The sequence below is a fragment of the Methylobacterium sp. Gmos1 genome (genome assembly GCF_053764715.1).
The window spans coordinates 43,194-67,789 of record NZ_JBSNCC010000008.1 but is presented as its reverse complement, the minus strand read 5'-3'; the positions used below and the strand labels follow the sequence as shown (position 1 = coordinate 67,789).

The 24,596-nt window shown below is 71.8% G+C and carries 22 protein-coding genes; 8 read left to right on the top strand and 14 right to left on the bottom strand.

The window, feature by feature from the left end:
• Window position 1: 1 nt before the first annotated feature.
• Together ACS5PV_RS17150 and ACS5PV_RS17145 are read right to left on the bottom strand one after the other, a co-directional pair.
• Complete coding sequence (locus tag ACS5PV_RS17150; protein WP_455396548.1) at window positions 2-313, bottom strand: BrnA antitoxin family protein; 312 nt, start codon at window positions 311-313, stop codon at window positions 2-4.
• Complete coding sequence (locus ACS5PV_RS17145; protein ID WP_455396547.1) at window positions 303-605, bottom strand: BrnT family toxin; 303 nt, start codon at window positions 603-605, stop codon at window positions 303-305. Before ACS5PV_RS17145 ends, ACS5PV_RS17150 begins: the two co-directional genes overlap by 11 nt.
• Before the next feature lie 51 nt (window positions 606-656).
• Between ACS5PV_RS17145 and biuH the strand changes: the two genes are divergently transcribed.
• Together biuH and ACS5PV_RS17135 are read left to right on the top strand one after the other, a co-directional pair.
• Complete coding sequence (gene biuH / locus ACS5PV_RS17140; RefSeq protein WP_455396546.1) at window positions 657-1,379, top strand: biuret amidohydrolase; 723 nt, start codon at window positions 657-659, stop codon at window positions 1,377-1,379.
• A complete protein-coding gene (locus ACS5PV_RS17135) occupies window positions 1,376-2,902 on the top strand; it encodes an ABC transporter ATP-binding protein (protein WP_455396545.1) in 1,527 nt (508 codons plus the stop codon). Before biuH ends, ACS5PV_RS17135 begins: the two co-directional genes overlap by 4 nt.
• A 200-nt stretch (window positions 2,903-3,102) precedes the next feature.
• Here the strand turns inward: ACS5PV_RS17135 and ACS5PV_RS17130 are convergent, their stop codons facing one another.
• Together ACS5PV_RS17130 and ACS5PV_RS17125 are read right to left on the bottom strand one after the other, a co-directional pair.
• Complete coding sequence (locus ACS5PV_RS17130) at window positions 3,103-4,344, bottom strand: ABC transporter substrate-binding protein (RefSeq protein WP_455396544.1); 1,242 nt, start codon at window positions 4,342-4,344, stop codon at window positions 3,103-3,105.
• Between the two features lie 253 nt (window positions 4,345-4,597).
• Complete coding sequence (locus ACS5PV_RS17125) at window positions 4,598-5,881, bottom strand: hydroxymethylglutaryl-CoA reductase, degradative (protein ID WP_455396543.1); 1,284 nt, start codon at window positions 5,879-5,881, stop codon at window positions 4,598-4,600.
• Between the two features lie 230 nt (window positions 5,882-6,111).
• On the opposite strand from ACS5PV_RS17125, the gene ACS5PV_RS17120 reads away from it, so the two are divergent.
• The 3 genes from ACS5PV_RS17120 to ACS5PV_RS17110 all read left to right on the top strand — a co-directional run bounded on the left by ACS5PV_RS17120 (window position 6,112) and on the right by ACS5PV_RS17110 (window position 8,092).
• Window positions 6,112-7,500, top strand: coding sequence for an aminotransferase-like domain-containing protein (locus ACS5PV_RS17120; RefSeq protein ID WP_455396542.1), 1,389 nt, complete (start codon window positions 6,112-6,114; stop codon window positions 7,498-7,500).
• Between the two features lie 2 nt (window positions 7,501-7,502).
• Window positions 7,503-7,673, top strand: a complete 171-nt coding sequence (locus ACS5PV_RS17115) for a hypothetical protein (RefSeq protein WP_455396541.1) — start codon at window positions 7,503-7,505, stop codon at window positions 7,671-7,673.
• 80 nt (window positions 7,674-7,753) lie between these two features.
• Window positions 7,754-8,092 carry a helix-turn-helix domain-containing protein gene (locus tag ACS5PV_RS17110; protein ID WP_455396540.1) on the top strand — a complete coding sequence of 113 codons (339 nt, stop codon included), beginning with the start codon at window positions 7,754-7,756 and terminating at the stop codon, window positions 8,090-8,092.
• A 16-nt stretch (window positions 8,093-8,108) separates the two neighbouring features.
• Here the strand turns inward: ACS5PV_RS17110 and ACS5PV_RS17105 are convergent, their stop codons facing one another.
• The 8 genes from ACS5PV_RS17105 to ACS5PV_RS17070 all read right to left on the bottom strand — a co-directional run bounded on the left by ACS5PV_RS17105 (window position 8,109) and on the right by ACS5PV_RS17070 (window position 17,589).
• Window positions 8,109-9,326: a CaiB/BaiF CoA transferase family protein gene (locus ACS5PV_RS17105; RefSeq protein WP_455396539.1), complete on the bottom strand. Its 1,218-nt coding sequence runs from the start codon at window positions 9,324-9,326 to the stop codon at window positions 8,109-8,111.
• 203 nt (window positions 9,327-9,529) lie between these two features.
• Complete coding sequence (locus tag ACS5PV_RS17100) at window positions 9,530-10,450, bottom strand: hydroxymethylglutaryl-CoA lyase (RefSeq protein ID WP_455396538.1); 921 nt, start codon at window positions 10,448-10,450, stop codon at window positions 9,530-9,532.
• 253 nt (window positions 10,451-10,703) lie between these two features.
• The gene (locus ACS5PV_RS17095; RefSeq protein WP_455396537.1) at window positions 10,704-11,459 is read right to left on the bottom strand and encodes an ABC transporter ATP-binding protein; all 756 of its coding nucleotides are present in this window, start codon (window positions 11,457-11,459) and stop codon (window positions 10,704-10,706) included.
• Window positions 11,440-13,245: a branched-chain amino acid ABC transporter ATP-binding protein/permease gene (locus ACS5PV_RS17090; RefSeq protein WP_455396536.1), complete on the bottom strand. Its 1,806-nt coding sequence runs from the start codon at window positions 13,243-13,245 to the stop codon at window positions 11,440-11,442. Before ACS5PV_RS17090 ends, ACS5PV_RS17095 begins: the two co-directional genes overlap by 20 nt.
• Complete coding sequence (locus tag ACS5PV_RS17085) at window positions 13,242-14,102, bottom strand: branched-chain amino acid ABC transporter permease (protein WP_455396535.1); 861 nt, start codon at window positions 14,100-14,102, stop codon at window positions 13,242-13,244. The genes ACS5PV_RS17090 and ACS5PV_RS17085 overlap by 4 nt, the downstream gene beginning before the upstream one ends.
• A 23-nt stretch (window positions 14,103-14,125) precedes the next feature.
• A complete protein-coding gene (locus ACS5PV_RS17080) occupies window positions 14,126-15,322 on the bottom strand; it encodes an ABC transporter substrate-binding protein (RefSeq protein WP_455396534.1) in 1,197 nt (398 codons plus the stop codon).
• 44 nt (window positions 15,323-15,366) lie between these two features.
• A complete protein-coding gene (locus tag ACS5PV_RS17075; protein ID WP_455396533.1) occupies window positions 15,367-16,455 on the bottom strand; it encodes a mandelate racemase/muconate lactonizing enzyme family protein in 1,089 nt (362 codons plus the stop codon).
• Window positions 16,456-16,479: 24 nt separating this feature from the next.
• Window positions 16,480-17,589: a mandelate racemase/muconate lactonizing enzyme family protein gene (locus ACS5PV_RS17070; protein ID WP_455396532.1), complete on the bottom strand. Its 1,110-nt coding sequence runs from the start codon at window positions 17,587-17,589 to the stop codon at window positions 16,480-16,482.
• A 329-nt stretch (window positions 17,590-17,918) separates the two neighbouring features.
• Here ACS5PV_RS17070 and ACS5PV_RS17065 point away from each other — a divergent pair, with 329 nt between their 5' ends.
• From ACS5PV_RS17065 to ugpB, 3 genes are all read left to right on the top strand, one after another.
• On the top strand, window positions 17,919-18,404 hold the full coding sequence (locus ACS5PV_RS17065; protein WP_455396531.1) for a DUF992 domain-containing protein: 486 nt from the start codon (window positions 17,919-17,921) through the stop codon (window positions 18,402-18,404).
• Window positions 18,405-18,528: 124 nt separating this feature from the next.
• On the top strand, window positions 18,529-20,850 hold the full coding sequence (locus ACS5PV_RS17060) for an ATP-binding protein (protein WP_455396530.1): 2,322 nt from the start codon (window positions 18,529-18,531) through the stop codon (window positions 20,848-20,850).
• A 115-nt stretch (window positions 20,851-20,965) separates the two neighbouring features.
• Entirely contained in the window at window positions 20,966-22,342 is a 1,377-nt protein-coding gene (gene ugpB / locus ACS5PV_RS17055) for a sn-glycerol-3-phosphate ABC transporter substrate-binding protein UgpB (RefSeq protein WP_455396529.1), read from the top strand.
• 42 nt (window positions 22,343-22,384) lie between these two features.
• On the opposite strand, the gene ACS5PV_RS17050 is transcribed toward ugpB, so the two are convergent.
• Both ACS5PV_RS17050 and ACS5PV_RS17045 read right to left on the bottom strand, forming a co-directional pair.
• Window positions 22,385-23,302 carry an amidohydrolase family protein gene (locus ACS5PV_RS17050; protein ID WP_455396528.1) on the bottom strand — a complete coding sequence of 306 codons (918 nt, stop codon included), beginning with the start codon at window positions 23,300-23,302 and terminating at the stop codon, window positions 22,385-22,387.
• A gap of 5 nt (window positions 23,303-23,307) precedes the next feature.
• Window positions 23,308-24,582, bottom strand: a complete 1,275-nt coding sequence (locus ACS5PV_RS17045) for an MFS transporter (protein WP_455396527.1) — start codon at window positions 24,580-24,582, stop codon at window positions 23,308-23,310.
• Between the last annotated feature and the right edge of the window lie 14 nt (window positions 24,583-24,596).

Here is a 24,596-nt window from a genome sequence, read left to right as displayed (position 1 = left end):
GTCACCCCTCCCGCTTCAGCGCCGCCAGCATCTCGCGGCGCAGGATCGCATTGATGCGGGTCTGATAGCCGCGACCTTGCGCGCGCAGCCAGGCCAGCACGTCGGAATCGATGCGCACCGTCGTCGAGGTCTTGGTCGGGCGATAGTAACGGCCCCGCACGGCAGTGGCCCAGAATTCATCCGAAAGCGGCGGGATCTCGCTGTAATCGATCTCGTCGTCGGGCCGGGCAGCCAAGGCTTCGAGGCGGGCCTTCTGCTCCGTCGTGAGCGGGGGCAGGTCGGCCGCATCGATCGCGATGCTGTCACGCTTCATCGACATACCGCTTCCGCTCTGACCGCCCTGCGCGTCGTGCCGAGATGATGCGGATGATCTCGATCGTGTCGCCATTGTCGTCCTCCTCGCGGTCGGCATGCGCCACGGCGAGCAGCACGGCCGATCCGACCATGCCGATCGTGAGCCAGCGCAGTTCTCCATTCTCGACGCGATCGGCCTGGGTGAGAGCGAACGGATCGCTGAACACGCGCGCCGCCTCCTCGAAGCTCACGCCGTGTTTGCGCAGGTTCGATGCGGCCTTGGCCGGATCCCATTCGAAGCGCATCGTCACGATCGCGATGTTACTACAAAATTGTCCCGACACCAGCGGCGCGGAGGTCGCATGAGCATCGCCACGATCGCGACCGACGCAGGCACCGCCCCCGGCACTTTCGTCGCCGCCGAGCCCTACCCCTGGCCCTTCGACGGCAGCCTCTCACCGCAGACGACGGCCCTCGTCATCATCGACATGCAGACCGACTTCTGCGGCAAGGGCGGCTATGTCGACGCCATGGGCTACGACCTCGGCCTCACCCGCGCGCCCATCGCGCCGATCGGCCGGCTGCTGGCGGCGGCACGGGCGAAGGGCTACCCCGTCATCCACACCCGGGAAGGACACCGGCCCGACCTCGCCGACCTTCCCGCGAACAAGCGCTGGCGCTCGCGCCGGATCGGCGCCGGCATCGGCGATCCGGGCCCGTGCGGGCGGGTGCTGGTGCGGGGCGAGCCCGGCTGGGAGATCATCCCCGAACTCGCGCCACTGCCCGGCGAGCCGATCATCGACAAGCCCGGCAAGGGCTCGTTCTGCGCCACCGACCTCGAACTGATCCTCACCCGGCTGTGCATCCGCAACCTGATCCTCACCGGGATCACCACTGACGTCTGCGTCCACACCACCATGCGCGAGGCCAACGATCGCGGCTTCGAATGCGTCATCGTCTCGGACGCGACCGCCGCGACCGATCCGGGCAACCACGAGGCCGCGCTCAAGATGGTGACGATGCAGGGCGGGGTGTTCGGCGCCGTCGCGACCTCGGCGGCGATCCTTGAGGGGATGGGAGCATGAGCGGCGCCCTCTCGCTCGAGACGGTCGGCATGACGAAGCGCTTCGGCGCCTTCGCGGCCCTCGACGACGTCTCGATCAAGATCGAGGCCGGCGGCTTCCACGCGCTGCTCGGCGAGAACGGCGCCGGCAAGTCGACCCTGGTGAAGTGCGTGATGGGGTTCTACGCGCCCACCGCCGGCAGCGTGCTCGTCGACGGCCGCGAGGTCGAGATCGCGGGCCCGAAGGCGGCGCAAGCCCGCGGCCTCGGCATGGTCTACCAGCACTTCACCCTGGTGCCCTCCCTCACCGGGGCGGAGAACCTGGTGATCGCCCGGGCCGACGTGCCGCGCCTCATCGACTGGGCCGGTGAGCGGGCGGCGCTCGCCGCCTTCATGGCCGGGATGCCGTTTCGCCTCGACCTCGACCGCCCGGTGGCCACGCTGTCGGCGGGCGAGAAGCAGAAGCTCGAGATCGTCAAGCAGCTCTACCTCAAGGCGCGGTTCCTGATCCTCGACGAGCCGACCTCGGTGCTCACGCCGGGCGAGGCGGAGGAGGTGCTGGGCCTGCTGCGCGGCATGACGGATTCGGGCGCGCTGACCGTGCTGATGATCAGCCACAAGTTCCGCGAGGTCGAGACCTTCGCCCGCTCGTTCAGCGTGCTGCGCCGCGGGCACCTCGCCGGCGGCGGCGCGGTCGGCGCGGTCTCGCGCGACGACATGGCGGCGATGATGATGGGCGAGCGCCGGGTGCGCACCGTGGCCGCCCGCTCCGGCGCGCCCGATCCCGCCCGCACCGTGCTGCATCTCGAAGGCCTCACCGCCACCGACCCGTCGGGCCTGCGCCGGATCGCCATCGACGACCTTCGCGTCCAGGCGCGGGAGATCGTCGGCATCGCCGGCGTGTCCGGCAACGGCCAGAAGGAGCTCGCCGACGTGCTCGGCGGCCAGATCCGCGCCACCGGCGGCCGTGTCGCGGTGGCGGGCACGCCCTATGCCGGGACCCGGGCGGAGAGCCGGGCCCGTCGCGTCCGGTTCATCCCCGAGGAGCCCCTGCGCAACGCCTGCGCGCCGCAGATGTCGGTCGCCGAGAATATCGGATTTCGCGCCTTCGACCGGCGCCGGGACGACGCGCAGAGCCGCCCCGCGATCTGGCTCGACAAGGGCGCCATGCGCCGGCGCGCCCACGATCTCATCGCCCGGTTCGGGGTGAAGACCGCCTCGGCGGAGGCGCCGATCGCCACGCTGTCGGGCGGCAACGTGCAGCGCGCGGTGCTCGCCCGCGAGCTGACCGACCCGGTCGATCTGCTGATCGTGGTCAATCCCTGCTTCGGCCTCGACTTCGCGGCGGTGTCGGACATCCGCTCGCGCATCGTGGCGGCGCGCAACGGCGGCGCCGCGGTGCTGCTGATCAGCGAGGACCTCGACGAGATCCTCGAACTGTCCGACCGCATCCTGGTGATGTCGGAAGGGCGCCTCGTCTACGAGACCGACGCCGCCCGGGCCGAGACCGCGGTGATCGGCCGGCACATGGCGGGGCACCACTGATACGAGATCCGGAAGATCACTTCCGGATCTCGTATCACCAGCCCGCGCGGTGAAGCCGCAGGCTTCACACGTCTGAGCGAAGCCGACTTCCGCATGGCGAATGCGATCCGGCAGGATCGCCTGAAGCAATCAGTCGGACGTCGTATGACGCCGCCCGGGAGGCGTCGGCGCAGCCCCGACGATCCACCCGCGGGCGACGATCACGGCGCCTTGACCAGCGGGCAGCGCCCCTCGGCCAGCGGCCGGAACGCCTCGGCGGCGGGGATCGTCTGCACGCGCTTGTAGTAGTCGAACGGGCCCTTCGACTCGGCCGGGGTCTTCACCTGGAACAGGTACATCGGGTGGATGTGCCGCCCGTCCTCGCGCACCCGGCCCTCGCCGAACAGCGGGTCGTTGGTCGGCTCCGCCTTCATCTTGGCGACGACGGTGCGCCCGTCGGTGCTGTCGGCGGCGGCTGCCGCGCGCAGGTAGGCGAGCGCGCCGGCATAGACGCCGGCCTGGTTGGCGGTCGGCCGGCGGCCCTTCATCGCCTGAGCGAAGCGGTCGGCGAAGGCGCGGGTGCCCTCGTTGGTATCCCAGTAGAAGCCCTCTGTCAGGTAGAGCCCCTGCGCGTCCTTGAGGCCGATCGCGTGGACGTCGGAGAGCTGCATCAGCAGCGCCGCGAGGTCCTGGCCGCCGCCGGTGATGCCGAACTCGGCCGCCTGCTTGACCGAGTTGACCGTATCGCCGACGGCGTTGGCGAGCGCGATCACCTGGGCGCGGCTGGCTTGCGCCTGGAGCAGGAACGAGGAGAAATCCGCCGCCGCCGTCGGATGGCGCACGCCGCCGACCACCGTGCCGCCCTGCTGCCTGACCACGCTCGCGGCATCGGCCTCGAGCGCGTGGCCGAAGGCGTAGTCGGCGGTGAGGAAGAACCACTTCGTCTTGCCGGCGCGCACCAGCGCGAGCGCGGTGCCGTGGGCGAGCGCCCAGGTGTCGTAGGTCCAGTGCACGGTGTTGGCCGAGCATTTCGGGCCGGTCAGGTCCGAGGTGCCGGGGCCCGAGGCGATGAACGCGGCCCTGGAATCCCGCACCACCTCCTGCACGGCGAGCGCCACCGAAGAGAACGGCACGTCGAGGATGGCGTCGACCTGGCCTTCCGCGATCCAGCGGCGGGCGGTGGCCGAGCCGATGTCGGGCTTGTTCTGGTGATCGGACTGGATCACCTCGACCCTGATCTTCGGCTGCTCCTTGCGGAAATCCTCGACCGCGAGGCGCGCGGCGACGACCGAGCCCTCGCCGGTGGAGTCGGCGGCGAATCCGCTGAGGTCGGTGAGCACCCCGAGCTTGACGACCGTCACCTCGGCATGGGCGGCGCCGGCGGCGGCGAGGAGGGCGGCCCCGGCGAGCAGGCGGATGGCGAGGCGCGCGGCGCGGGTGCGGGTGCGGGTGATCTTGAGCATGGGTCTCCTCCCGTTTTTGTCGTTATCAAGTGCAGGCGTAATATTCGTCCGGATCTGGTCGCGGGCCTGAGCGGCTCCGCTCGTCCGACCCACAACCTCATCCTGAGGTGCTGCTGCTTGCAGCGGCCTCGAAGGAGGGCTTCAAAGATCGCACTGACGTCTGGAGGCCTCTCGAGGCTCGCTGACGCTCGCACCTCAGGATGAGGTGGCGAATGGGACGGGACGAGCCGACCGGCCGCGGCCCGACTGCCCGTCACCCCCGCCGGATCCCGGCCAGGACCTCCTGCGCCACGTCGAGCCGCACGCGGTGCCCCTCGACCAGCACGCGCGCCACCGCCTCGATCTCCTCGCCGACGGCGCCGGCCATCATGGCGATGTTCTGGGCATGCAGCGCCATGTGGCCCTTCTGGATGCCGGTGGTGGCGAGCGCCTTGAGGGCGGAGAAATTCTGCGCGAGGCCGACCGCCGCGATGATCCGCGCCAGGCGCTCGGCCGTCGTCGCCCCGAGGATCTTGAGGCAGGCCTGCGCGGTCGGATGCAGCTTGGTCGCCCCGCCGACGAGGCCGACGGCGAGCGGCAATTCGATCGAGGCGCTGAGATCGCCCGACGCCGTGACCTCGTAGCGGGTGAGGCTGGTGTAGCGGCCCGAGCGCGCGGCGTAGGCGTGGGCGCCGGCCTCGATCGCCCGCGTGTCGTTGCCGGTGGCGAGCACCACCGCGTCGATGCCGTTCATGATGCCCTTGTTGTGGGTCGCAGCACGGTAGGGATCGGCCTCGGCGAGGTGGTAGGCGCTGACGATGCCGTCGCGCACCTCCGGCCCGCCGATCGCGTCCGTGCGCCAGACCGCGTGGGCGCGGGCGAGCCGCCGGTCGGCGAGGTTCGAGAGGATGCGCAGGTAGACCCGGCCCCCGCTCCAGCCGGCGATGTGGGGGGCGACCGCCTCCGCCATGGTGTTGACGGCGTTTGCCCCCATCGCGTCGCGGGTGTCGACGATGAGGTGCGTCACCACCATCGGCCCGCTCAGGCTGTCGAGCACCCGCACCTCGACGTCGCGCAGGCCGCCCCCGAGGCGCACCAGCACCGGGTCGCAGGCGTCGCAGAGAGCGCCGAGGGCCGCGCGCTGCTCCAGGATGCGCAGGCGCGCCGCGTACGGGTCGCTGACGCCGACGGCCTGGACCTGCGCGATCATCAGGTTGCCGGAGACCGAGGTGGTGAAGCCGTCCTCGTAGACCTGGCGGCCCGCGTTGCAGACCGCGGCCACCACCGAGGATTCCTCGGTCGCCATCGGGATCAGCACGTCCTCGCCGTCGATCCGCATGTTGGTGGCGATGCCGAGCGGTATCGTCATCGTGGCGACGACATTCTCGATCAGCCGGTCGGCGAGGTCGGGGCTGAGGTTGCCGAACTCGGCGAGGTGCGCGACCTCGGCCTCCGACAGATCCGCGAAGGCGGCGACGAGGTCGAGGCGCTCGCGCGGGCTCTTCTTGTGGAAGCCGGCGATGCGCGAGGTGCGGTTCGCCCGGGTCGTGTTCGGCATGGGGTGTCTCGTCGATCAGCGCCGCGATCGGGCGGTCCGTCCGCGCCGGACGAGGGCGATCGCCCGCATGTCGACCCGTCATGCGCCGGCCCGTCGAGGCCGTCGCCGGGGCGCCGCTCTCCCTCGTCCGGGCCCGTTAGAACCTGCCCGTTACCGGCACCGTACCCATCCGTCTCCTTCCGGCAAGGAACGCTTTGCACCTTATCCGGAGTGACCGTACCCTTCCCCCGATGGATACGATTGGGGATCCCGAACCCCGGACCCGGGTCGAGCAGGTCGTCGCCGGGCTGACCGGGCGGATCGATCGGGGGCTCCTGCGCCCGGGCGAGCGCCTGCCCTCGATCCGGGCGGCGGCCGCGGCCTTCGCGGTGTCGAAGAACACGATCGTCCACGCCTATGAGCGCCTCGTCGCGTCGGGGCGGGTCGAGAGCCGGCCGGGCTCGGGCTTCTACGTTTCGGGCCGCCGCCCGGCGCCGGCCGCGACCCCGGCCCCGGTGCCGCTGCGGGCGGTCGACAGCGTCTGGCTGCTGCGCGAGCAGTTGGACCGGCACTACGACGTGCGCGTCGGCGACGGGCGCCCGCCGCCGGCCTGGATGGAGGGCGCAGAGGTCGGCCGCTCGGTGCGGCCCTCGCTCGCCGCGGCGAGCGAGAGCTACGGCAGCCCCGACGGCTATCCGCCGCTGCGCCGGAGCCTGGCCCTGCGGCTGGCCGAGCGCGCGATCCACGCCGCGCCGGAGGACGTGCTGCTGACGGCCGGCGCCAACCACGCCCTCGACCTGATCATCCGGCAGTTCGTGGCCCCCGGCGATCCGGTGCTGGTCGATTCGCCCGGCTACTACCCGCTGTTCGGCAAGCTGCGGCTCGCCAAGGCCCGGATCGTCGGGGTGCGGCGCAACCCGGACGGGCCGGACGTCGCCCACCTGGAGGCGATGGCGCGGGCGAGCGGCGCGCGGCTGTTCTTCACCCACTCGCTCGCCCACAACCCGACCGGCTGCTCGCTCACCCTGCCGGTCGCCCACCGATTGCTCCAGCGCGCCGGCGCCCTCGATCTCCGGATCGTCGAGAGCGACCCCTTCGCCGACGTGCTGCCGGCGGCCCAGGCCCGGCTCGCCGCTCTCGACCAGCTCGACCGGGTGATCTACGTCGGCACCTTCGCCAAGACCCTCTCGGCCAGCCTGCGCTGCGGCTACATCGCGGCGCGCCGCGACGTCCGGGAGGCCTTGCGCGACCTCAAGATGGTGACGAGCGTCAACAGCTCGGGCTTCGTCGAGCGGGTCGTCCACGAGCTGATCGAGAGCGGGCGCTACCGCCGCCACCTGCGCCGCCTCGGCGGCCGGATCGAGGCGGCGACGCTCCAGGGCCGGGCGGTCCTGCACGGCCTCGGTCTGCCGGTCTTCGGCGAGCCCCGCGGCGGCTACTACCTCTGGTGCGGCCTGCCGGAGGCGTGCGACCTCGACGCCCTGTCGCGCCGGGCCGCGTCGCGCAGCATCCTGATCGCGCCGGGCGGTCTCTTCCTGCCGGAGGGCGCCGCCGGTCCGCCGATGATGCGGGTCAACGTCGCGCATCTCGGCGATCCGCGCTTCGCGCGGTTCATGCGGGAGGAGATGGATGGTTCGTAGGTGTGGCCGGGCGCACGCCCGACGCCGGCTGCGGCGGCATGGCCGATGCCGTCGAACACCAGTTTGACGATCGTGGCACCGACCGCACCGTCTACACGGTTTACTTCGAAACCGCGGTCTGCGTCCTGCACGCCGTCATGAGAAAATCGAAGCAGGGCATCAAGACGCCTTAAACCGACGTAGATCCGATCAAACGGCGCTTGCGGGATGCTGAAGCCGATTATGCTGCCAGCAAGCCGCGGGAGATATGAACATGACCATTGAAGCCGGCGATATCCATCGGAGCGGCGACAATATCTTTGCAGACTTGGGCCTCCCTAATCCAGAGACACATCTGCTCAAGGCTCGTATCGTAGCGGAACTTTATCGGGTGTTCACGCAGCGGGGCATGAGCCAGACCAAGTCCGGTGAACTGTTGGGCATCTCCCAGCCGGAGGTGTCGCGCCTGTTCAAGGGCCGTTTCCGGGAATACTCCGTCGAGCGACTGATGAATTTCCTGACCGCATTCGACCAGGACGTGGAGATCATCGTGCGCCCGCATCCCGAGGCAGGCGAAGCCGGCACGATCATCGTCACGCCGGCGACGGCGTGAGCCGTCCTGTTTCCGCTCACGCCACCGTCTCGCGCACCACACCCCGTTCGATCAGGTCGTCGATTTCCGCCGGGGCGTAGCCGTGCGCGGCCAGGATAGCGCGGCTGTGCTCGCCGAGGAGCGGCGCCGGCCCATGCACGCGCCCGGGCGTGCCCGAGAACTTCACTGGGGTACCGAGCGTCCGGATGCGACCCGCCCGCGCGTGGTCGACCTCGACCACCATGTCGCGGGCGAGGGTCTGCGGGTCGGCGTGCATCTGCGATACGTCGAGGACGGGTCCGGCGGGCACGCCGCCGGCCTCGAGCCGCGCCAGCCACTCGGCGGAGGTCGCCCGCCGGAAATACCCGGTGAGCGCCGCGCCGAGTTCGGCCCGGTGCTCCATCCGGCCGCGGTTCTGGGCAAAGCGCGGGTCGTCGGCCAGGGCTTCCGCCCCGAGAACACCGAGGAGCCGCAGCCAGTTGGTCTGGTTGGCGGCCCCGACGGTGATCCAGCCGTCGGCGGTCTCGAACGCCTCGTAGGGTGCGTTGAGCGGGTGGGCCGAGCCCATCGGGCCCGGCGCCACCCCGGTCGCGAGGGCGATGGCCGATTGCCAGTAGGTCTGGACGATGCCGGCCTCGAACAGCGAGGTATCGACCCGCTGGCCCGCGCCGGTGCGCAGGCGGTGCGTGTAGGCCGCGAGCACGCCCATCGCCGCGAGGATGCCGGCGGTGATGTCGGTGACCGGCGCCCCGCTCTTCACCGGCGGGCGGCCCGGGCCCTCGCCGGTGATGCTCATCAGCCCGCTCATCCCCTGCGCCACGAGGTCGAATCCGGCGCGGTCGGCGTAGGGGCCGGTGCGGCCGAAGCCGGAGAGCGAGCAGTAGATCAGCCCCGGATGCTCGGCCCGCAGGGCCTCGTAGCCGAAGCCGAGCTTGTCCATCGTGCCGGCGCGATAATTCTCGATGAGCACGTCGGCTCCCACGAGGAGCCGGCGCAGCACCGCCCGCCCCTCGGGTGCCTTGAGATCGAGGGCGAGGCCGCTCTTGCCGCGGTTCATCATCATGTAGGCGGCGCTCTCGCCGGCGATCGCGGGGGGCACCATGCGGCGGGTGTCGTCGCCGCCCTCGCTCTTCTCGACCTTGATCACCTCGGCGCCCATGTCGCCGAGCATCATCCCGCAGACCGGTCCGGCCATGATGTGGGCGAGCTCGATCACCTTCAGTCCGGCGAGGGGACCCGAGCGCGTCTGCGTCATGGCTCTCACTCCGCGGCGGCCGCCCGCGCTCCCGGTCGGAAAAACCGCCTTCTGCCGGGCGGCCTCTTCGGTCGGGGACGGTATCGCACCGCCGGCAGACCTGGCAATCGGCCGCTTTCGCGGGCGCCGAGGATGCCGCCCGCAAGATCGCTGTCGAAGGACATCCCGGCGCCGATCGGCCGCGGGGCTCATCGTGTCGGGTGTCAGGCCGCCAGCACCGCGGGCCACGGCGTGACGTGGGCGCCGTGGCCCGGCAGGCGCCGCCCCATCTCGCCCTCGAGCCAGAGGGTCGCGTCGCGCAGGCGTTCGACCGAGACACCGGTCGCGACCCGGTCGCGCTCCAGCATCGAGACGAGGTCCTCCGTCGCGACGTTGCCGGTGGCGCCCGGGGCGAACGGGCAGCCGCCGAGCCCGCCGAGGCTCGAATCGAGCACCGTGACGCCGGAGCGCAGTGCCGCGTCGGCATTGGCGAAGCCGGTGTTGCGGGTGTTGTGAAAATGCGCCCGCAGCGGCAGGCCGGGGAGAGCTTGCGCCAGCGCCGCGAAGCGTTCCTCGACGAGGCGCGGCGTCGCGACGCCGATCGTGTCGGCGAGCGAGATCTCGTCGATGCCGCTCTCGGCGAGCGCCCGGGCGGTCGCGATCACGCGCTCGAGCGGCACCTCGCCCTCGAACGGGCAGCCGAAGGCGACGGCGATCGTGACCGACCGGAACAGGCCGGCGTCTCCCGCCCGCGCCGCGATCCCGGCCCAGGTCTCGACGAGGCCCCGCGCGGTCGTGCCCTGGTTGCGCGCCGCCATCGTGTCGGTCGCGGAGGCGACGAAGCTGATCTCGCGCAGGCCCGCCGCGAGCGCCCGCTCGAAGCCGCGGGCGTTGAGCACGAGGCCCGAGACGCTGACGCCGGGCAGGTCGACGACCCGGGCCAGCACCGCCTCGGCATCGGCCATCTGCGGCACGCGCTTCGGATTGACGAAGCTCGCGGCCTCGATCCGCCGCAGGCCGGCGCCCGCGAGCCGGCGGATCATCTCGACCTTGGCGTCGGTCGAGAGATGGCGGCTGTCGTTCTGCAACCCGTCGCGGGGACCGACCTCGACGATATCGATGGCTGTCGGGCGTGGTGCGGTCATGTCATCCTTCCTACTCTCTCCACCGCTCCCCTGTCCCGGACGACCGAAGCGTCGGCGGAAGGAGATCCGGGATCCAAGGGAGACGTGCCGCGAAGCGGTTCCGATGATGGGAGCGCGTGTCGCGTACCACCAGTGTGGCCGTCGCCTTTGGCTGATCGGGGGCCGGACACGGGGATGCAACGCGACAGCTCGACCGGGGCTCTCCCGCCTGCGGGAGGGGCCGTCCCCATTTGACCATCCTGGGCCGCTGCCATCAGGCGTGCACCGGTCCGCCCTCGCCGAAATAGGCCCGCTCCAGCCGCTCGGGCAGGTCGGGCGCGCCGGCCTCGGCCGCGAGCACGATCCGTCCCTGCGCGAGCGCGTAGACCCGGTCGGAGACGGCGCGCGCCTTCTCGACCAGCTGCTCGACCAGCAGCACCGCGGTGCCCTGGCGGCGCAGGCGGGTGACCACCTCGAGCACCCGGTCGACCAGCACCGGCGAGAGGCCGGCGGAGGGCTCGTCGAGCATCAGGAGGCGCGGGCGCTGCACCAGGCCTTGGGCCACCGCCAGCATCTGCTGCTGGCCGCCGGAGAGCGAGGCGCCCTTGTCGTGGCTCTTCGCGGCGATCTCGGGGAAGTGTGCCAGCGCCTCGTCGATGCGCGCCTCGCGCTCGGCCCGGGGCAGGTCGTAGGCGGCGAGCAGCAGGTTCTCGCGCACCGTCTGCCCGGTGAAGACCCGGTGGCCCTCGATGACGTGGGAGAGCCCGGCCCGCACGGCTTGGCGGGGCCCGGCGCCCGAGAGCAGCGCGCCCCCGAGGCGGACGGTGCCGGCCTGGACCGGCAGGAGCCCCGAGAGCGCCCGCAGCAGCGTCGACTTGCCGGCGCCGTTGGGGCCGAGCAGCGTCACGACCTCGCCTTCCCGCACCACGAGGTCGACGCCGTGCAGCACCCGGATCTTGCCGTAGCCCGCCTCCAGCCCCTGGACCTGGAGCAGGGGCAGATGTCCGGGATCATGCGCCGAGATAGGCACTGACCACCTCCCTGTGGCTGCGGATCTCTACCGGCGTGCCCGCGGCGAGCACCCGGCCGAGGTTGAGTACCGTGACCTCGTCGCAGATCGCGAAGATCAGGTCGGCGTGGTGCTCGACGAGGAGCACGCCGACGCCGGCATCCGCCACCGCCCGGATCAGCCCGCCGAGGCGCTGGATCTCGGTCGCCGAGAGGCCGGCCGCCGGCTCGTCGAGGAGCAGGAAGGCCGGGCGCAGCATCAAGGCGCGGGCGATCTCGAGGAAGCGCAATTCGCTGTGCTGGAGCCGTCCGGCCCGGACGTCGTCGAGCCCGTCGAGCCCGACCGCCCGCAGCGCGAGGCGGGCTGACTCGCGCAAGACGCGCTCGTCCTCGCGGTGGCGCTTCAGCGCGAGCAAGGCCTCCGCCAGGGTGGCGCGCCCGTCGACGCTGCCGCCGAGCATGACGTTCTCGATCACGCTCGCCTCCCCGACGATCCGCGGGGTCTGGAAGGTGCGGGCGATGCGCAAGGCGGCGCGCGCCTCCCGCGACTCGGAGAGGAGCGAGCGGGTGCCCAGGCTGACCCGCCCGGCTTGCGGCCGGTAATACCCTGAGATGACGTTGAGCGTCGTGGTCTTGCCCGACCCGTTCGGGCCGATCAGGCCGTGGACGCCGCCGGGGCGTAAGGCCAGGTCGAGCCCGTCGATCGCCTTCACGGCGCCGAAGCTCAGGCGCACGCCGGAAAGCGTGATCGGCTCGGGCGTCGAGCCGCCCGCCGCGAACTCCTTGAGGACGGCGGCGCGCGGGGCGATGCTGCGCTCGGCCGGGAGCGGACGGCGCTTGCCGCGATCGAGGAGGTCGGCGATGCCGCCCGGCAGCGCCACGACGATGACGAGGAGGAGGAAGGCGTAGAGGAAGGTCGACCACGCCGCGAGCGGGGCCGCCACCTCCGGCAGGATGGTGAGCAGAACCGTGCCGATCAGCGGCCCCAGCACCGAGCCGCGCCCGCCGATCAGCACCGCGATGAAGAACAGGAGCGAGAGGTCGAAGGTGAAGGCGTCCGGCGTGATGTAGGTCTGGAGCGAGGCGAACAGCCCCCCGGCGATGGCCGCGACGCCGCCGGCGAACAGGAACACCGCGACGAGGAGGCGGGGTTTCGAGATGCCGACGGCCTCCGCCGCCACCTCGGCGTCGCGGACCGCGACGAGCGCACGGCCGTAGCGGCTGCCGGCGACGTTGAGCGTCATCCAGGTGCACAAAACGGCGCCCGCGAGGCACAGGCTGTAGAAGCCGAGGCGCGAGTCGAACGGGCTCGGCATCTCCGGCCCGGTGATGCCGATGCCGCCGCCGGTCACGTCCTGCCAGGCCAGTGCGATCTGCGTGACGATGGTGGCAAAGCCGAGCGTCGTCATGGCGAAGTAGAAGGTGCGCAGCCGGAGCGCCGGCAGGCCGACGATCACCCCGACCACGGCGCCGACGATCCCCGCGCAGGCGAGCGCCGCGACGACGGGAAAGGCCGGAAGCACCGTGCCGGCGGCGAGCACACTAGTGGTGTAGGCGCCCACCAGCAGCAATGCGACGTAGCCGATGGCGAGCTGGCCGGCAAAGCCGACGACGAGGTTGAGGCCCGACACCAGGATCCAGTAGATCGCCGCCCTCGTGGCGATCAGCGTCCAGTAATCGTTGCCGAAGACCGGCACGACGAGCGCGAGGCCGAGGATGATGAGGAAGGGCGCAGCCGCGGCGAGGCGCCCACCGAGCCCGGCGCGGGCGGCCGGTTTGGGGGCCGCGAGGGCAGATGGTGCACTCATACGCGCCTCGCCTGGGCGGAGCCGAGGAGCCCCTGGGGCGCGGCGAGCAGCACGACGATGAACAGGGTGAAGACCGCGACCGAGGCGAAGATGCCGCCGACGACGAAGTTCGCGGTCTGCTGGAACAGCCCGAGGACGAGGCCGCCGACGAGGGCGCCGCGGTTGTTGCCGAGGCCCCCGAGCGCCACCGGGATGAAGCCGTAGAAGTTGAGATGCGGCCCGTTGGCGAAGAAGGCGAGCAGCAACTCGCCCCCGGCATAGCCCGCAAGCGCCCCGATGCCGCCGGCGAGCGCGTAGCTCATCACCCGCAGGCGCCGTTCGGGCAGACCGAGCGCGCGGGCGGCGAAGTTGTCCTCCGCCACGGCCAGGAAGGCGTGGCCGAGCAGCGTGCGCCGGTAGAGCAGTTCGAGGCCCACCACGACGGCGAGGCAGGCGGCGACCGGCAGCCAGAATTTCTCGTCGAGCACGTTCTCCCCGAAGCCGCCGAGAAGGCGCGGGAACGGTTGCGGCTCGGTGCTCCAGCCGATCGCCGTGACCTGCTGGATCATCAGGGCGAGCGCCAGGGTCGAGAGCACGTAGAGGTGCTGGTCGAGGCTCTTCAGCACCGGGCGCACCGCCACGAACTCGGTGACCACGCCGACGAGGGCACTGCCGGCGAGCGTCATGACGAGCCCGAGCGGCCAGGGCAGCCCGAGACGAAGCGTGAACAGCGAGCCGAGCACGCCGCCGAGCATCCCGAGCTGGCCCGCGGTGAAGCTCATCACCCGCGAGGTCGAGAACATCGTGTTGTAGGTGATGCCGATCAGCGCGTAGATCGCGCCGACGGCGAGGCCCGAGGCCAGAATCGAGGCGAGCATGGCGGCGCCCTCCCCTCCCCGCGTCAGGAATAGCCCGGGGCGAGCCGGAAGCTGCCGTCGCGGCCGGAATTGGCCGCCGACATCACCACCTCCTCGGTCGGGTAGCCGTTATGCTCCTTTGGCGTGTAGGTGTAGTCGCCGAAGATGCCCGGGTACCTCGTCAACCCGTTCCAGTGCTTGACGATCGCGTCGGGCGCGCTCGAACCCGTCTCCTCTACCGCCTTGGCGATCAGGCTCACCGCGTCGTAGCCGGCCGCCACCCACCACAGCAGCGTGTCGGAGAGCGCGACCTTGCCTTTCAGCCGAGCGACGAACTCCTCGCTGCGGGGCGGAAGCTTGCCGTCTTCGCCGTAGGAGCAGCTGCGGTAGCCGACGGCGTAGACCTTGTCCCAGTTCGCCGGCTTCTCCAGGAGCCCGCCGATCTCGCCCGAGGCCATCGAGGGGTGGCCGACGATCGGGACATCCCAGCCCATCCGGGCGCGGGTGTTGAACAGGCGCGCATCCATGCCGGTCGACACGCTCCACACCACCAGCGCCTCGGCGCCGGCGTTGCGGGCGCGAAGCAAGTCGGGGGTCATGTCGGGCTGGGTCGAATCAATGTTGCCGAGATAGACCACCTCGGCCCCGTCCTGCTTGAACGCCGCGGCCGAGGCCTTGGCGGCGGTGACGCCGTAGCCGGTGGTGTCGCCGATCACCGCGACGCGCTTCACCTTCAGGACCTTCAGGCAGTAGCCCCGCACCGCATCGTCCCACTGGGTGTTCGACGGGGCGATGCGGAAGGCGTTGGGGTACTTCGCCGGATCGATCAGGCTGTCGACCACGCAGGGGTGGATGTTCGGCATCTTCGCCCGCGCCATGATCGGGGTGACGGCGAGCGACTCGCCCGAATTGGTCGGTCCCCAGATTGCGTGGACCTTGGCCTGGCTGATCATCTCCTGGGTGGCGTTGACCGCCTTCGTCGGATCGCCCTGCGTGTCGCGGGTGACGAGCTCGATCTTGCGGCCCTTGACCCCGCCGGCGCCGTTGATCGCCTCGGTGGCGAAGACCACGCCGCGGTTGAACCCGACCGTCGGGGCCGAGCTCGGCCCGGTCATCGCCGCGAGCCAGCCGATGCGGAGGGGCTCGCCCTGCGCCAGGGCCGGCCGGGGAAACCCGAGGGCCGCCGCCCCCGCGAGGCCGGCAGCATTCATCACGAGCGCACGACGGTTCGTCGTCACCATGGCGTCCTCCTCCCGTTGTCGTCCCGGCCGGCGCGTTTGGTTGTTTAAGCGCCTTGCCGCTCCAGGTGCCGGATCCGGTCCTCGTCGAAGGTGAAGCCGAAGCCTGGCCGCTCCGGTACGATGGCGGATCCGTCGGCGAAGTCCAGTCTCTCGCAGTACAGTTCGGAGAACCACGGCATGACTTCGAGCGAGTGGGCGTTCGCCAGCGCCCCCAGCACGCTCAGGCTCTGCTCCGGGAAGAGGTGGCTCGACACCGGCAGGTCGTGCGCCTCGGCGAGGTGGCCGACGCGCATGAACTCGGTGACGCCGCCGACCCGCTGGAGGTCCGGCATCAGGATGTCGGCCGAGCGCAGCTCGATCATCCGGCGAAAGCCGTAGCGGGTGTAGTCGGTCTCGCCGCTGGCGATCGGCGTGTCGAGGGCGGCGGCGACCCGGGCCAGCCCCTCGACGTCCCAGGCCGGCAGCGGCTCCTCGAACCAGGTCAGGTCGAACTCCTCCAGCCGTCGGCCGAGGCGGATGGCGTCGTTCTCGGTGAGCCCCTGGTTGGCATCGGCCATCAGGCGGATCTTCGGGCCGATCGCCTCGCGCACCGCCCGCACCCGGGCGATGTTCCAGTCCGGGTCGCCGGCCGAGAGCCGCATCTTCATCGCGGTGAAGCCTGACGCCTTGAAGCTCTCGGCCTCCGCGACGAGCTCGTCGGTCGAGCGGTCGAGCCACAACCCGCCGGAATGGTAGGCCGGCACCCGGGCGCTGGCGCCGCCGAGCATGCGGTAGAGCGGCAGCCCGGCGCGCTTCCCCGCGAGGTCCCACAGCGCCCCGTCGAGGGCCGAGATGCCCATGACCGGCATCCCCTTGTGGCCCATGAAGTTCACGTCGCGCCAGGCCCGCGACCAGAAGCCCGCGATGTGGCCGGGATCCTGGCCGACCACGAGGTCGGCCATCTCGTCGATGAGCGCGCGCAGGACCTTGGTGCGCCGGTCGTTCAGCGTGAAGACGATGTTCTCGCCGGTGAGCCCGTCGGCCCGCACAGTGACCAGGATGCAGCCGAAGGCGTGCAGCTGGCCCAGCGCCGAGCCGATCGGCCGCTCAGGCCGCAAGGTGATGGGACGCGTCTCGACGCGGTCGACCTTCATGGCGTTTCCTTCCCTGTACCGTTCTTATGCGGTGCGGACGACCGGTCCGACCCGGTAGCGGTCGAGCACGCTTGGGCTCGGGTCGCAGCCGAGGCCGGGGCCGGGGGGCAGCCGCACGTGGCCGTTCTCGGCCCGCACCCAAGGATCGAACGGGTTGGCCTCCATGTCGAGCCACAGCACCTCGACGAGCGGGTCCTCGATGCGGGCCGCGACGACGTGCATCGTGGCGATGAGGCCGGGGCCGAAATACGGGCTGTGGGGCGCCGCCCGAACCCCGTGGGCCTCGCACAGCGTGATCACCCGCAGCATCTCACCGATGCCGCCGATCTTGGTCACGCTCGGCTGCGCGACGTCGATCGCGCCGGCCTCGATCAGCGCCTTGAAGCCGAACAGCCCGGCGGTGTTCTCGCCCGCGGCGATCGGGATGCCGCGGGCCCGCACCCGGGCCAGCCCGTGCACGTCCTCCGGCGGCCAGACCGGCTCCTCGAACCAATAGAGGTCGTGGAGCGCGAAGGCGTCGGCCATCTTGAGCGCCGCCTGGACGCTCCAGGCGCAGTTGACGTCGACCATCAGAGCGGCGCCGTGCGCCCGCGCCACCTCGGCGCCGGCGGCGACCGCCTCTTCGGTCACCTCGTGCAGCTTGATGTGGCGGTAGCCGGCGGCGCACGCCGCCTCGACGTTGCGGCGCACCAGCGCGGGATCGTGGTAGGCGAGCAGCGAGGCGTAGGCCGGCAGCCGATCGCGAACTCCCCCGAGGAGCCGGGCGACCGGCTGGCCCGCCCGCTTGCCGGCGAGGTCCCAGAGCGCCGTCTCGATGCCGGAGAAGGCGAAGACGAACGGGCCGTTGCGGCCGAGCAGATGCGTGGCGTGGAGCACGCTGCGGGTCAGCGCCGCGACGTCGCCGGACGAGCGCCCGAGCACGAGCGGCGCCACGATCCCGTCGAGGGCGGCGCGGGTCGCCGCGATGCCGGCATGCCCGAAGGCCTCGCCCCAGCCGACCAGCCCCTCGTCGGTCTCGACCCGCACGAGCAGGATGTCGAGATGGGTCCAGGCCTTGCCGGCGAAGGTGGCGGGCGGACCGCCCATGTCGAAGGGCAGCGAGACGATCTGGGACTGGATGTCGACGATCCGCAATCGTGCCTCCTCGAATCGGCCTCGGTCCATGGTCTTACACGACGCCCGGCCGCCGGGCCCGGATTTCTCGTCGTCGGCCTGCCGCCATATGTCGTGCGCGACCTCGACTGTTGCGTCCCTCGACCCGGTCCGGTCGCTGGTTTTCGTTCGTAGGCGAACAAGCAACACTCGACGGCATATTCGTGCAACCGGGCCGACGTAGTTAACGCCACGCTCCGAGCACAGGCGAGCGGCGGCAGGGACCGCCGAGGCAGCCTTGAGGCCCGGTCCGAGGGCGCGAGGCGAGAAGGCCCGCGCCGAGACCAACGATCCGACAGGGATTTCAGGCCATGAACGCCATCGTCGTCGCCTCCACCGCCGCGATTCTCGCCGCGACCGCCACCTACGCCCACGGCGCCCGGCCGCAAGACCCGCTTCAGCCCGCCGGCACCCTGACCTGCACCACCCGGGCGACGGCCGGCCTGGTCTTCGGGCGCACGCCGGTGGCCGATTGCACCTTCGTGTCGAGCCGCGGCGGCTACACGCAATCCTACGTCGCCCTGTTCTCGCCGCCGCGGCGCCAGCGGGACGCCGCCGTGGAGACGGTCCGGTGGGAGGTCATGACCCGGGCCGGGTTCAGCCGGCCGGGCATGGTCAGCGGGGCGTTCCAGGCCCTGGCGGAGCAGCCCGAGATCAGCCAAGCGGCGGGGGCGGCCGTCCGGGGCGTGCCCGTCACCCTGCGGCTCGTCAGCCATTCCGGGCAGCGGGTCGCGACCTTCGCGCTCGCGACCCCGCGCATCGCCTTCGCGGCCGCGACCGACGCCCTGGTCCGGTGAGTCCGGCAGGCGCCCCGCGGGAGCCGACGTCCCTGCACCCGACATCCTCGCGCGCCTGCTGGACAGCGGATCGGCAGTTTTGCAAGATTTCGTCCCTTCGTCCCGCGATGAGCTTCGGTCCAGGGTGCGCTTCCTTCAATCGTCCGGCGTCGCGCGCCGCGTGTTCATCGTCGGCGCCATCCCGGTCGTCGTCGCGATGTCCATCGCCGGGGCGGCCTGGGCGCTCCTGATCGAGGCCGAGCGTGCGCGCGACGGGGCCGTCCTGTCGAGCGAGACGGTCCACACCTTCACGCTACTCAACAAGGCTCGCGACGACCTCGGACGGCGCGATGAGACAGAGGACGACGCGCGCCTGCACTTCGCCGCACTGGCCGACAAGGCGGAGGCCCAGCTCGCGCAACTGGCGCGGGCGGCCCGCACGGAGGAGCAGGCGGCGCGGGTCGCGACCGTGCAGCGCGACCTCGCCGCGCAGGTCGAGCGGATGCACCGCCTCTCGCGCCTGTCGGGCGATCTCGGGATCGCCGCGGCCGGGATGGCGCGGCGAGCGGACCTCCTCGTCGCCCAGACCGACGCCGAGCGCCGGCGCCAGCAGGACGAGAATGCGCGCCTCGTCGCCGACCTCACCGCCCGGGACGCCGCCCTGGCGGTCAACCAGCGGGTCGTCAGCGCGCTGCGCGACGTGCGCGAGGCGATCTCGGCGGTCGAACTCGACAAGACCCGGATCGGCCGCCCGGTCTTCCAGGTCGAGTTCGACGAGCTGGCGGCGGATATCGCGCTCCTCGACCGCACCGGGACGCAGCTGCACGCGGTGCTCGCCGGGGCGGAGCGCCGGGTCGAGGCCGGCCAGTTCGCCACGCTGCTGCGCTCGTACCGCAACCGGAGCCGAAGCGGCGACGCCGGCCTGAGCCGGGTCATCGCGGAAGGGTTCGAGCTCACCCGCGCCACCCAGTCGGGCCACGCCCTGATCGCCTGGTGCGACAACCTGATCCGCGAGAGCGTCGAGGCGCAGAACCGCCTCCAGGCCGAGGTCGCCGGGCTGATCCGGCACTCGGTGTCGTCGAACGAGGCGGAGCTGACGACGCAGGGCATCGCGCTCGCCGCGTTGCGGCTCGCGCAGCAATCGGCCGCCGCCCTCGACCGGCGCAAGGCCGCGGCGGCGGAGGCGGTCGTCGCCGAGGGGGCCGAGCTCGCCGCCCGGGCCGGCCGCCTCGCGCTGCCCTCGGGCGAGCTGACGACGGCGATCGCCGGCTGGCGCGCGCAGCTCGCTGCCACGCTCGACAAGCTCCGCGAGCAGGACGCCGTGATCGCCGAGATGGACCGCCGCGACACGGTGATCGCCGCCAACGCTCAAGGGCTCAACCGCACCTTCATCGACGATGCCGACCGCTTCGGCACCTCGATCCGCCGGCTGCTCCTCGCCGGCGCGGCGGGGGCGCTGCTGCTCGGCACGGCGGCGGTCGTCGCCGTCGCCCGCTCGATCACCCGGCCCTTGCGCCTCCTCACCGGCAACGTGCTGCGGGCGACGACGGATCCCGGCGTCGCCAGCGTCGGGCTCGGTCACCGGCGCGACGAGCTCGGCGACATCGCGCGGGCCTCCGACACCTTCCTCGCCGAGCTGCGGCGGCGCGAGGCGGGCTGGCGCGAGGCCGCGTGCCGGGCCGACGCGGCGCTCGTCACCCTGCAGCAGGCGCAGGACGACCTCGTGCGCTCGGAGAAGCTCGCCTCGCTCGGGCAGATGGTGGCCGGCGTCTCGCACGAGATCAGCACCCCGCTCGGGATCGCGCTCACCACCTCGACCCAGGTCCAGGGCGAGGCGGCGGCCTTCGAGGCGCTGGTGGCGGAGAACCGGCTGTCGCGCTCGCGCCTCGTCCAGCACGCCGCGCGGATGCGCGACGGCGCCCGGATCATGACCACGAACCTGATGCGCGCCTCCGACCTGCTCTACAGCTTCAAGCAGGTCGCCTCCGACCAGGTGTTCGAGGAGCGCCGCGTCCTCGATCTCAAGACCTGGATCGACGAGTTGCTGACGGGCCTGCGGGCCCTGGCGCGGCCGGGCCGGCACGAGATCCGGGCCGATTGCCCGGACGATCTGTCCCTCGACACCTATCCGGGCATCCTCGCCCAGGTGCTGACCAACGCGGTCAAGAACGCGATCGACCACGGGACCCGCGAGGGCCAGCTGCTGCGGATCGTCATCACGGCGAGGCCCGAGCCAGCGCGGGTCGTCCTCACCATCGGCGACGACGGCGCCGGCATCGAGCAGACGTACCTCGACCGCGTCTTCGACCCGTTCTTCACCACCGCCCGTGCCCGCGGCGGCACGGGTCTTGGCCTGCACATCATCCACAACCTCGTCACCCACCGGCTCGGCGGCAGCGTGGAGATCCACAGCGCGGTCGGAGAGGGAACCCGCCTGTGCGTGCAGCTGCCGCGGCAGGTCGGGTGAGCGAGAGATGGACGCTTCCGGAGCCCGCTTGATCGGTCGCGGCGGTGATCCGGCACGCACACCCACGCCCCTCCCCGTGATCGCGCCGAAGCCATTGCAGAACGAGGGCAGCCCGATGGGCATTTCATCACCCCGGCACGGCGGCAGGAGGGCCGGGCGGCCGGCAACCCCTCTCCTGCGCGCCCTCGCCGGCCTCGTGATCGCCGTGGCGGCGGCCCTGTCGACCATCGTCGCCCACGCCGCGACCGAGCTTCAGCTCTGGCACTCGCTCGACGGGGCGAACGGGGCCCTGGTGGCCCGTATCGCCGAGGAGTTCAACGCCTCGCAGGGCGGCTACCGCCTGATCACGATCTACAAGGGCCCCTACGCCGAGACGATCAACGGCGGCATCGCGGCCTACCGGGCGGGCGCCGCGCCGCACATCCTGCAAGTCTTCGAGGTCGGCAACGGCACGATGGCGGCGGCGATCGGGGCGGTGAAGCCGGTCTCGGAGGTGATGCGCGCGGCCGGGCGGCCGATCGCCCCGGAGGCCTTCCTGCCGGTGATCGCCACCAACTACCTCGCCGACGACGGCGGCATGCTGTCCCTGCCGTTCAACATCTCGGCGATGGTGATGTGGATCAACCTCGACCGATTCGCCCGCGCCGGCCTCGACCCCGCACACCCGCCCGAGACCTGGCCGCAGGTGTTCGAGGCCGCCCGGGCCTTGAAGCGGGCGGAGCCGTCGCGCTGCGCGCTCTCCACCGCCTGGCCGACCTGGGCGCATATCGAGCAGTTGTCGGCCTGGCACGGCCGGCCGATCGCCACCCGGTCGAACGGGCTCGACGGCTTCGACGCCGAGCTCGTCTTCAACACGCCGTTCGTGGTCCGCCACCTCCAGAGCATCGTCGAGCTGTCGCGGGAGGGCGTGTTCACCTACGCGGGCCGGACCAACCGCGGCGAGGCGCAGTTCGTCTCGGGCGAGTGCGCGATCTTCCTCACCTCCTCGAGCCTGTACGGCACGATCTCCGCCCAGGACCGCTTCCGCTGGACGATCCGGCCGATGCCGTACTATCCCGACGTGGCCGACGCGCCGCGGAACGCCGTCCTGGGGGGCGGCTCGCTCTACGTCATGCAGGGCAAGAGCGAGGAGGAGTACGCCGGCGTCGCGGCGTTCCTCGACTTCGTGCTGAGCCTGCCCGTGCAGGCGCTGCTCTACCGGAACACCGGCTACGTGCCGGTGACCCGGGCGGCCCGCGACGAGGCCGAGGCGGCCGGCTTCTACCGGCGCCATCCGATGCTGGAGGTGGCCGTCGACGCGATCACGCGGCGCCCGCCGACCCGCGACACCGCGGGCCTGCGGCTCGGCAACATGCTGCAGATCCGCGACCTCTGGGCCGAGGAGATCGAGGCGGCGCTCGCCGGCACCAAGACGCCGCGCCACGCCCTCGACGACGCGGTGGCACGCGGGAACGCGGTGCTGCGCCTGTTCCAGCGCCGGACGGCGCGGTGAGCGTCGCCGCGCGGCAGGGAAGACGCGAGGCCGCCCCGGGGCTCAGCCCGCAGCCGCCGCGACGCCGTACACCCGCCGCGCCGTGCCGACGAAGAACGCTTCCTGCTCGGCCGGGGCGAGGGGCGCGACGATGGTCTTGAAGCCGTCGATCATCGGGGAGAGGTCGGCGCACAGGCTGTCGACCGGGAAGTTCGAGCCGAACATCGTCCGGTCGGCCCCGAACAGGTCGATCAGCGTCCGCACCACCGGCCCGTTCAGCGCCGGCGTCCAGGCCTGCCCGGGCTGGCCGAGGCCCGAGACCTTGACGGCGACGTTCGGACAGGCGGCGAAGCGGGCCAGCGCGGCGCGCCAGAGCCCGAGGCTGTCGGAGTCGCGGCGCGAGGGCAGGCCGGCGTGGTTGAGGACGATCGTGGTGGCGGGGAAGTCGCGGGCGAGATCGACCGCCTCGTCGAGGTTCCACCACGGCGTCTGCAGGTCGAAGCGCAGGCCGTGACGGCCGAGGAGCGCGTAGCCGGCCCGCCAGGTCTCGTCCGACATCAGGGTCCGGCTCCGCCCGACCGCGTCGGGGGAATCCGGTCCACCCGGCTTGTGGCGCACGCTGCGCACCAGCGGGCAGGCCGCCTGCCCGGCGAGCACGGCCGCGACGTCGTCGCGGTCGAGCCAGGCCTGCGCCACGATCGCGTTCGGCAGGCCCCACTCGGCGGACAGGCCCGCGGCGTAGGCGGTCTCGCCGAGGGGGTCGCCCGGATCCCACTCGGTCTCGACGTAGACGCTGGCGACGATGTCGTGCGGGGCGGCGTCGCGGCGGTAGTCGTCCGGCAGGTAGCGCCGCTTGATCGCCTCGTAGTCACCGTAGCGGAACGGGATCCGCACGCCGGGCTTCAGCCAGGGATGCGGGTTGCGGTCGGGCTCCCAGAAATGCTGGTGGGCGTCGAGGATCGGGCCGTCGTAGCGGGACATCGGCGTCAGGCCCTCGGATAGGCGATCAGCATCGTGCCGGCGACGTAGACAAGCGCGCAGGCGGCAAAGAACAGCAGCACGGCGAGGTAGGCGCCGGTCGCTTGCAGGATCATCCCGGTGACGATCGGCACCGCGATGCCGCTGGCCGAGCCGGCGAAGTTCATGATCCCGCCGACGAGGCCGACCTTGTCCGTGGGCGCGAGCAGCGGCGGCAGGCTCCAGTACAGGCTGCCCCAGTAGAGGAAGAACAGCGTCACCGAGAGCAGCGCCACCGCGCCGACGGGGTCGGCGACCTGCGGCAGGGCCACGAAGGTCGCGAAGATGGCGATCCCGGAGAATCCCAGCATGCCGCGATAGACGACCGCGCGCGACCAGCCGCGGGAAAACAGCGCGTCGGCGGCAAAGCCCGCGAACAGCGAGCCGGTCATGCCGGCGAGGAAGATCACGAAGGTCGCGGAACCCATCTGCTTCAGGTCGAAGCCGCGGGCCTGGGCGAGGTAGCTCGGGCCCCAGGTGAGCAGGCCGAAATTGATCATCGCCCAGGCCATCCGGCCGAGCATCAGGCCGGCGAGCGAGCGGGCGGCGATCCGGGGCGCCGGGACCGCGGCGCGCCGGCCCTCCGGCACCGCCCGGATGGCGGACAGCTCGGCGGCGTTGACCTGCGGGTGCAGGGCTGGATCGTCGCGCAGGGTGCGCCACGCGAGGCCCCCGAGGACGATCGTGCCGAGGCCGGCGGCGAGGAAGGCGAGGCGCCAGGAATCGAAGGCGAGGATCAGGAACGAGATGATGACGCCGCCGAAGGCGGCGCCGAGCGGCGAGCCCGAATCCATCAGCACCGCGCCGCGGCCTCGCTCCTGCGGCGACAGCCAGATCGCGTTGAGCTTGGCGCCGGCGGGAAACAGGGGAGCTTCCGCCGCGCCGAGGCCGAGCCGGGTCAGGAGGAGCGACAGCCCGCCGGTCGCGAGGGCGGCCAGCGACTGGAACAGCCCCCAGGCGATGGTGGCGCCCGCCATCAGGCGGCGCGGGCCGTAGCGGTCGATGAGCCAGCCGCCCGGTACCTGGAGCACCGCGTAGGTCCAGAAGAAGGCCGAGAGGATCACGCCCTGCATCGTCGGCGAGAGGTCGAACTCGCGGGCGATGGTCGGCATCGCGATCGACAGGGCGGTGCGGTCGATCAGGTTGATGACGACGAGCACGAACACGATCCCGAAGATGCGCCAGCGCACCCGCGTGGCGGCCGTGCCGGCGGCGGCGCCGGATCCGGCGATGGTGGCGTCCATGGTGTCTCCTCCGA

Bases quoted from the DNA above. Each gene is read 5' to 3' on its own strand.
- ACS5PV_RS17150 (WP_455396548.1), bottom strand. From the start codon at position 313: ATGAAGCGTGACAGCATCGCGATCGATGCGGCCGACCTGCCCCCGCTC.
- biuH (WP_455396546.1), top strand. From the start codon at position 657: ATGAGCATCGCCACGATCGCGACCGACGCAGGCACCGCCCCCGGCACT.
- ACS5PV_RS17135 (WP_455396545.1), top strand. From the start codon at position 1,376: ATGAGCGGCGCCCTCTCGCTCGAGACGGTCGGCATGACGAAGCGCTTC.
- ACS5PV_RS17130 (WP_455396544.1), bottom strand. From the start codon at position 4,344: ATGCTCAAGATCACCCGCACCCGCACCCGCGCCGCGCGCCTCGCCATC.
- ACS5PV_RS17125 (WP_455396543.1), bottom strand. From the start codon at position 5,881: ATGCCGAACACGACCCGGGCGAACCGCACCTCGCGCATCGCCGGCTTC.
- ACS5PV_RS17120 (WP_455396542.1), top strand. From the start codon at position 6,112: ATGGATACGATTGGGGATCCCGAACCCCGGACCCGGGTCGAGCAGGTC.
- ACS5PV_RS17110 (WP_455396540.1), top strand. From the start codon at position 7,754: ATGACCATTGAAGCCGGCGATATCCATCGGAGCGGCGACAATATCTTT.
- ACS5PV_RS17105 (WP_455396539.1), bottom strand. From the start codon at position 9,326: ATGACGCAGACGCGCTCGGGTCCCCTCGCCGGACTGAAGGTGATCGAG.
- ACS5PV_RS17100 (WP_455396538.1), bottom strand. From the start codon at position 10,450: ATGACCGCACCACGCCCGACAGCCATCGATATCGTCGAGGTCGGTCCC.
- ACS5PV_RS17090 (WP_455396536.1), bottom strand. From the start codon at position 13,245: ATGAGTGCACCATCTGCCCTCGCGGCCCCCAAACCGGCCGCCCGCGCC.
- ACS5PV_RS17085 (WP_455396535.1), bottom strand. From the start codon at position 14,102: ATGCTCGCCTCGATTCTGGCCTCGGGCCTCGCCGTCGGCGCGATCTAC.
- ACS5PV_RS17080 (WP_455396534.1), bottom strand. From the start codon at position 15,322: ATGGTGACGACGAACCGTCGTGCGCTCGTGATGAATGCTGCCGGCCTC.
- ACS5PV_RS17075 (WP_455396533.1), bottom strand. From the start codon at position 16,455: ATGAAGGTCGACCGCGTCGAGACGCGTCCCATCACCTTGCGGCCTGAG.
- ACS5PV_RS17065 (WP_455396531.1), top strand. From the start codon at position 17,919: ATGAACGCCATCGTCGTCGCCTCCACCGCCGCGATTCTCGCCGCGACC.
- ugpB (WP_455396529.1), top strand. From the start codon at position 20,966: ATGGGCATTTCATCACCCCGGCACGGCGGCAGGAGGGCCGGGCGGCCG.
- ACS5PV_RS17050 (WP_455396528.1), bottom strand. From the start codon at position 23,302: ATGTCCCGCTACGACGGCCCGATCCTCGACGCCCACCAGCATTTCTGG.
- ACS5PV_RS17045 (WP_455396527.1), bottom strand. From the start codon at position 24,582: ATGGACGCCACCATCGCCGGATCCGGCGCCGCCGCCGGCACGGCCGCC.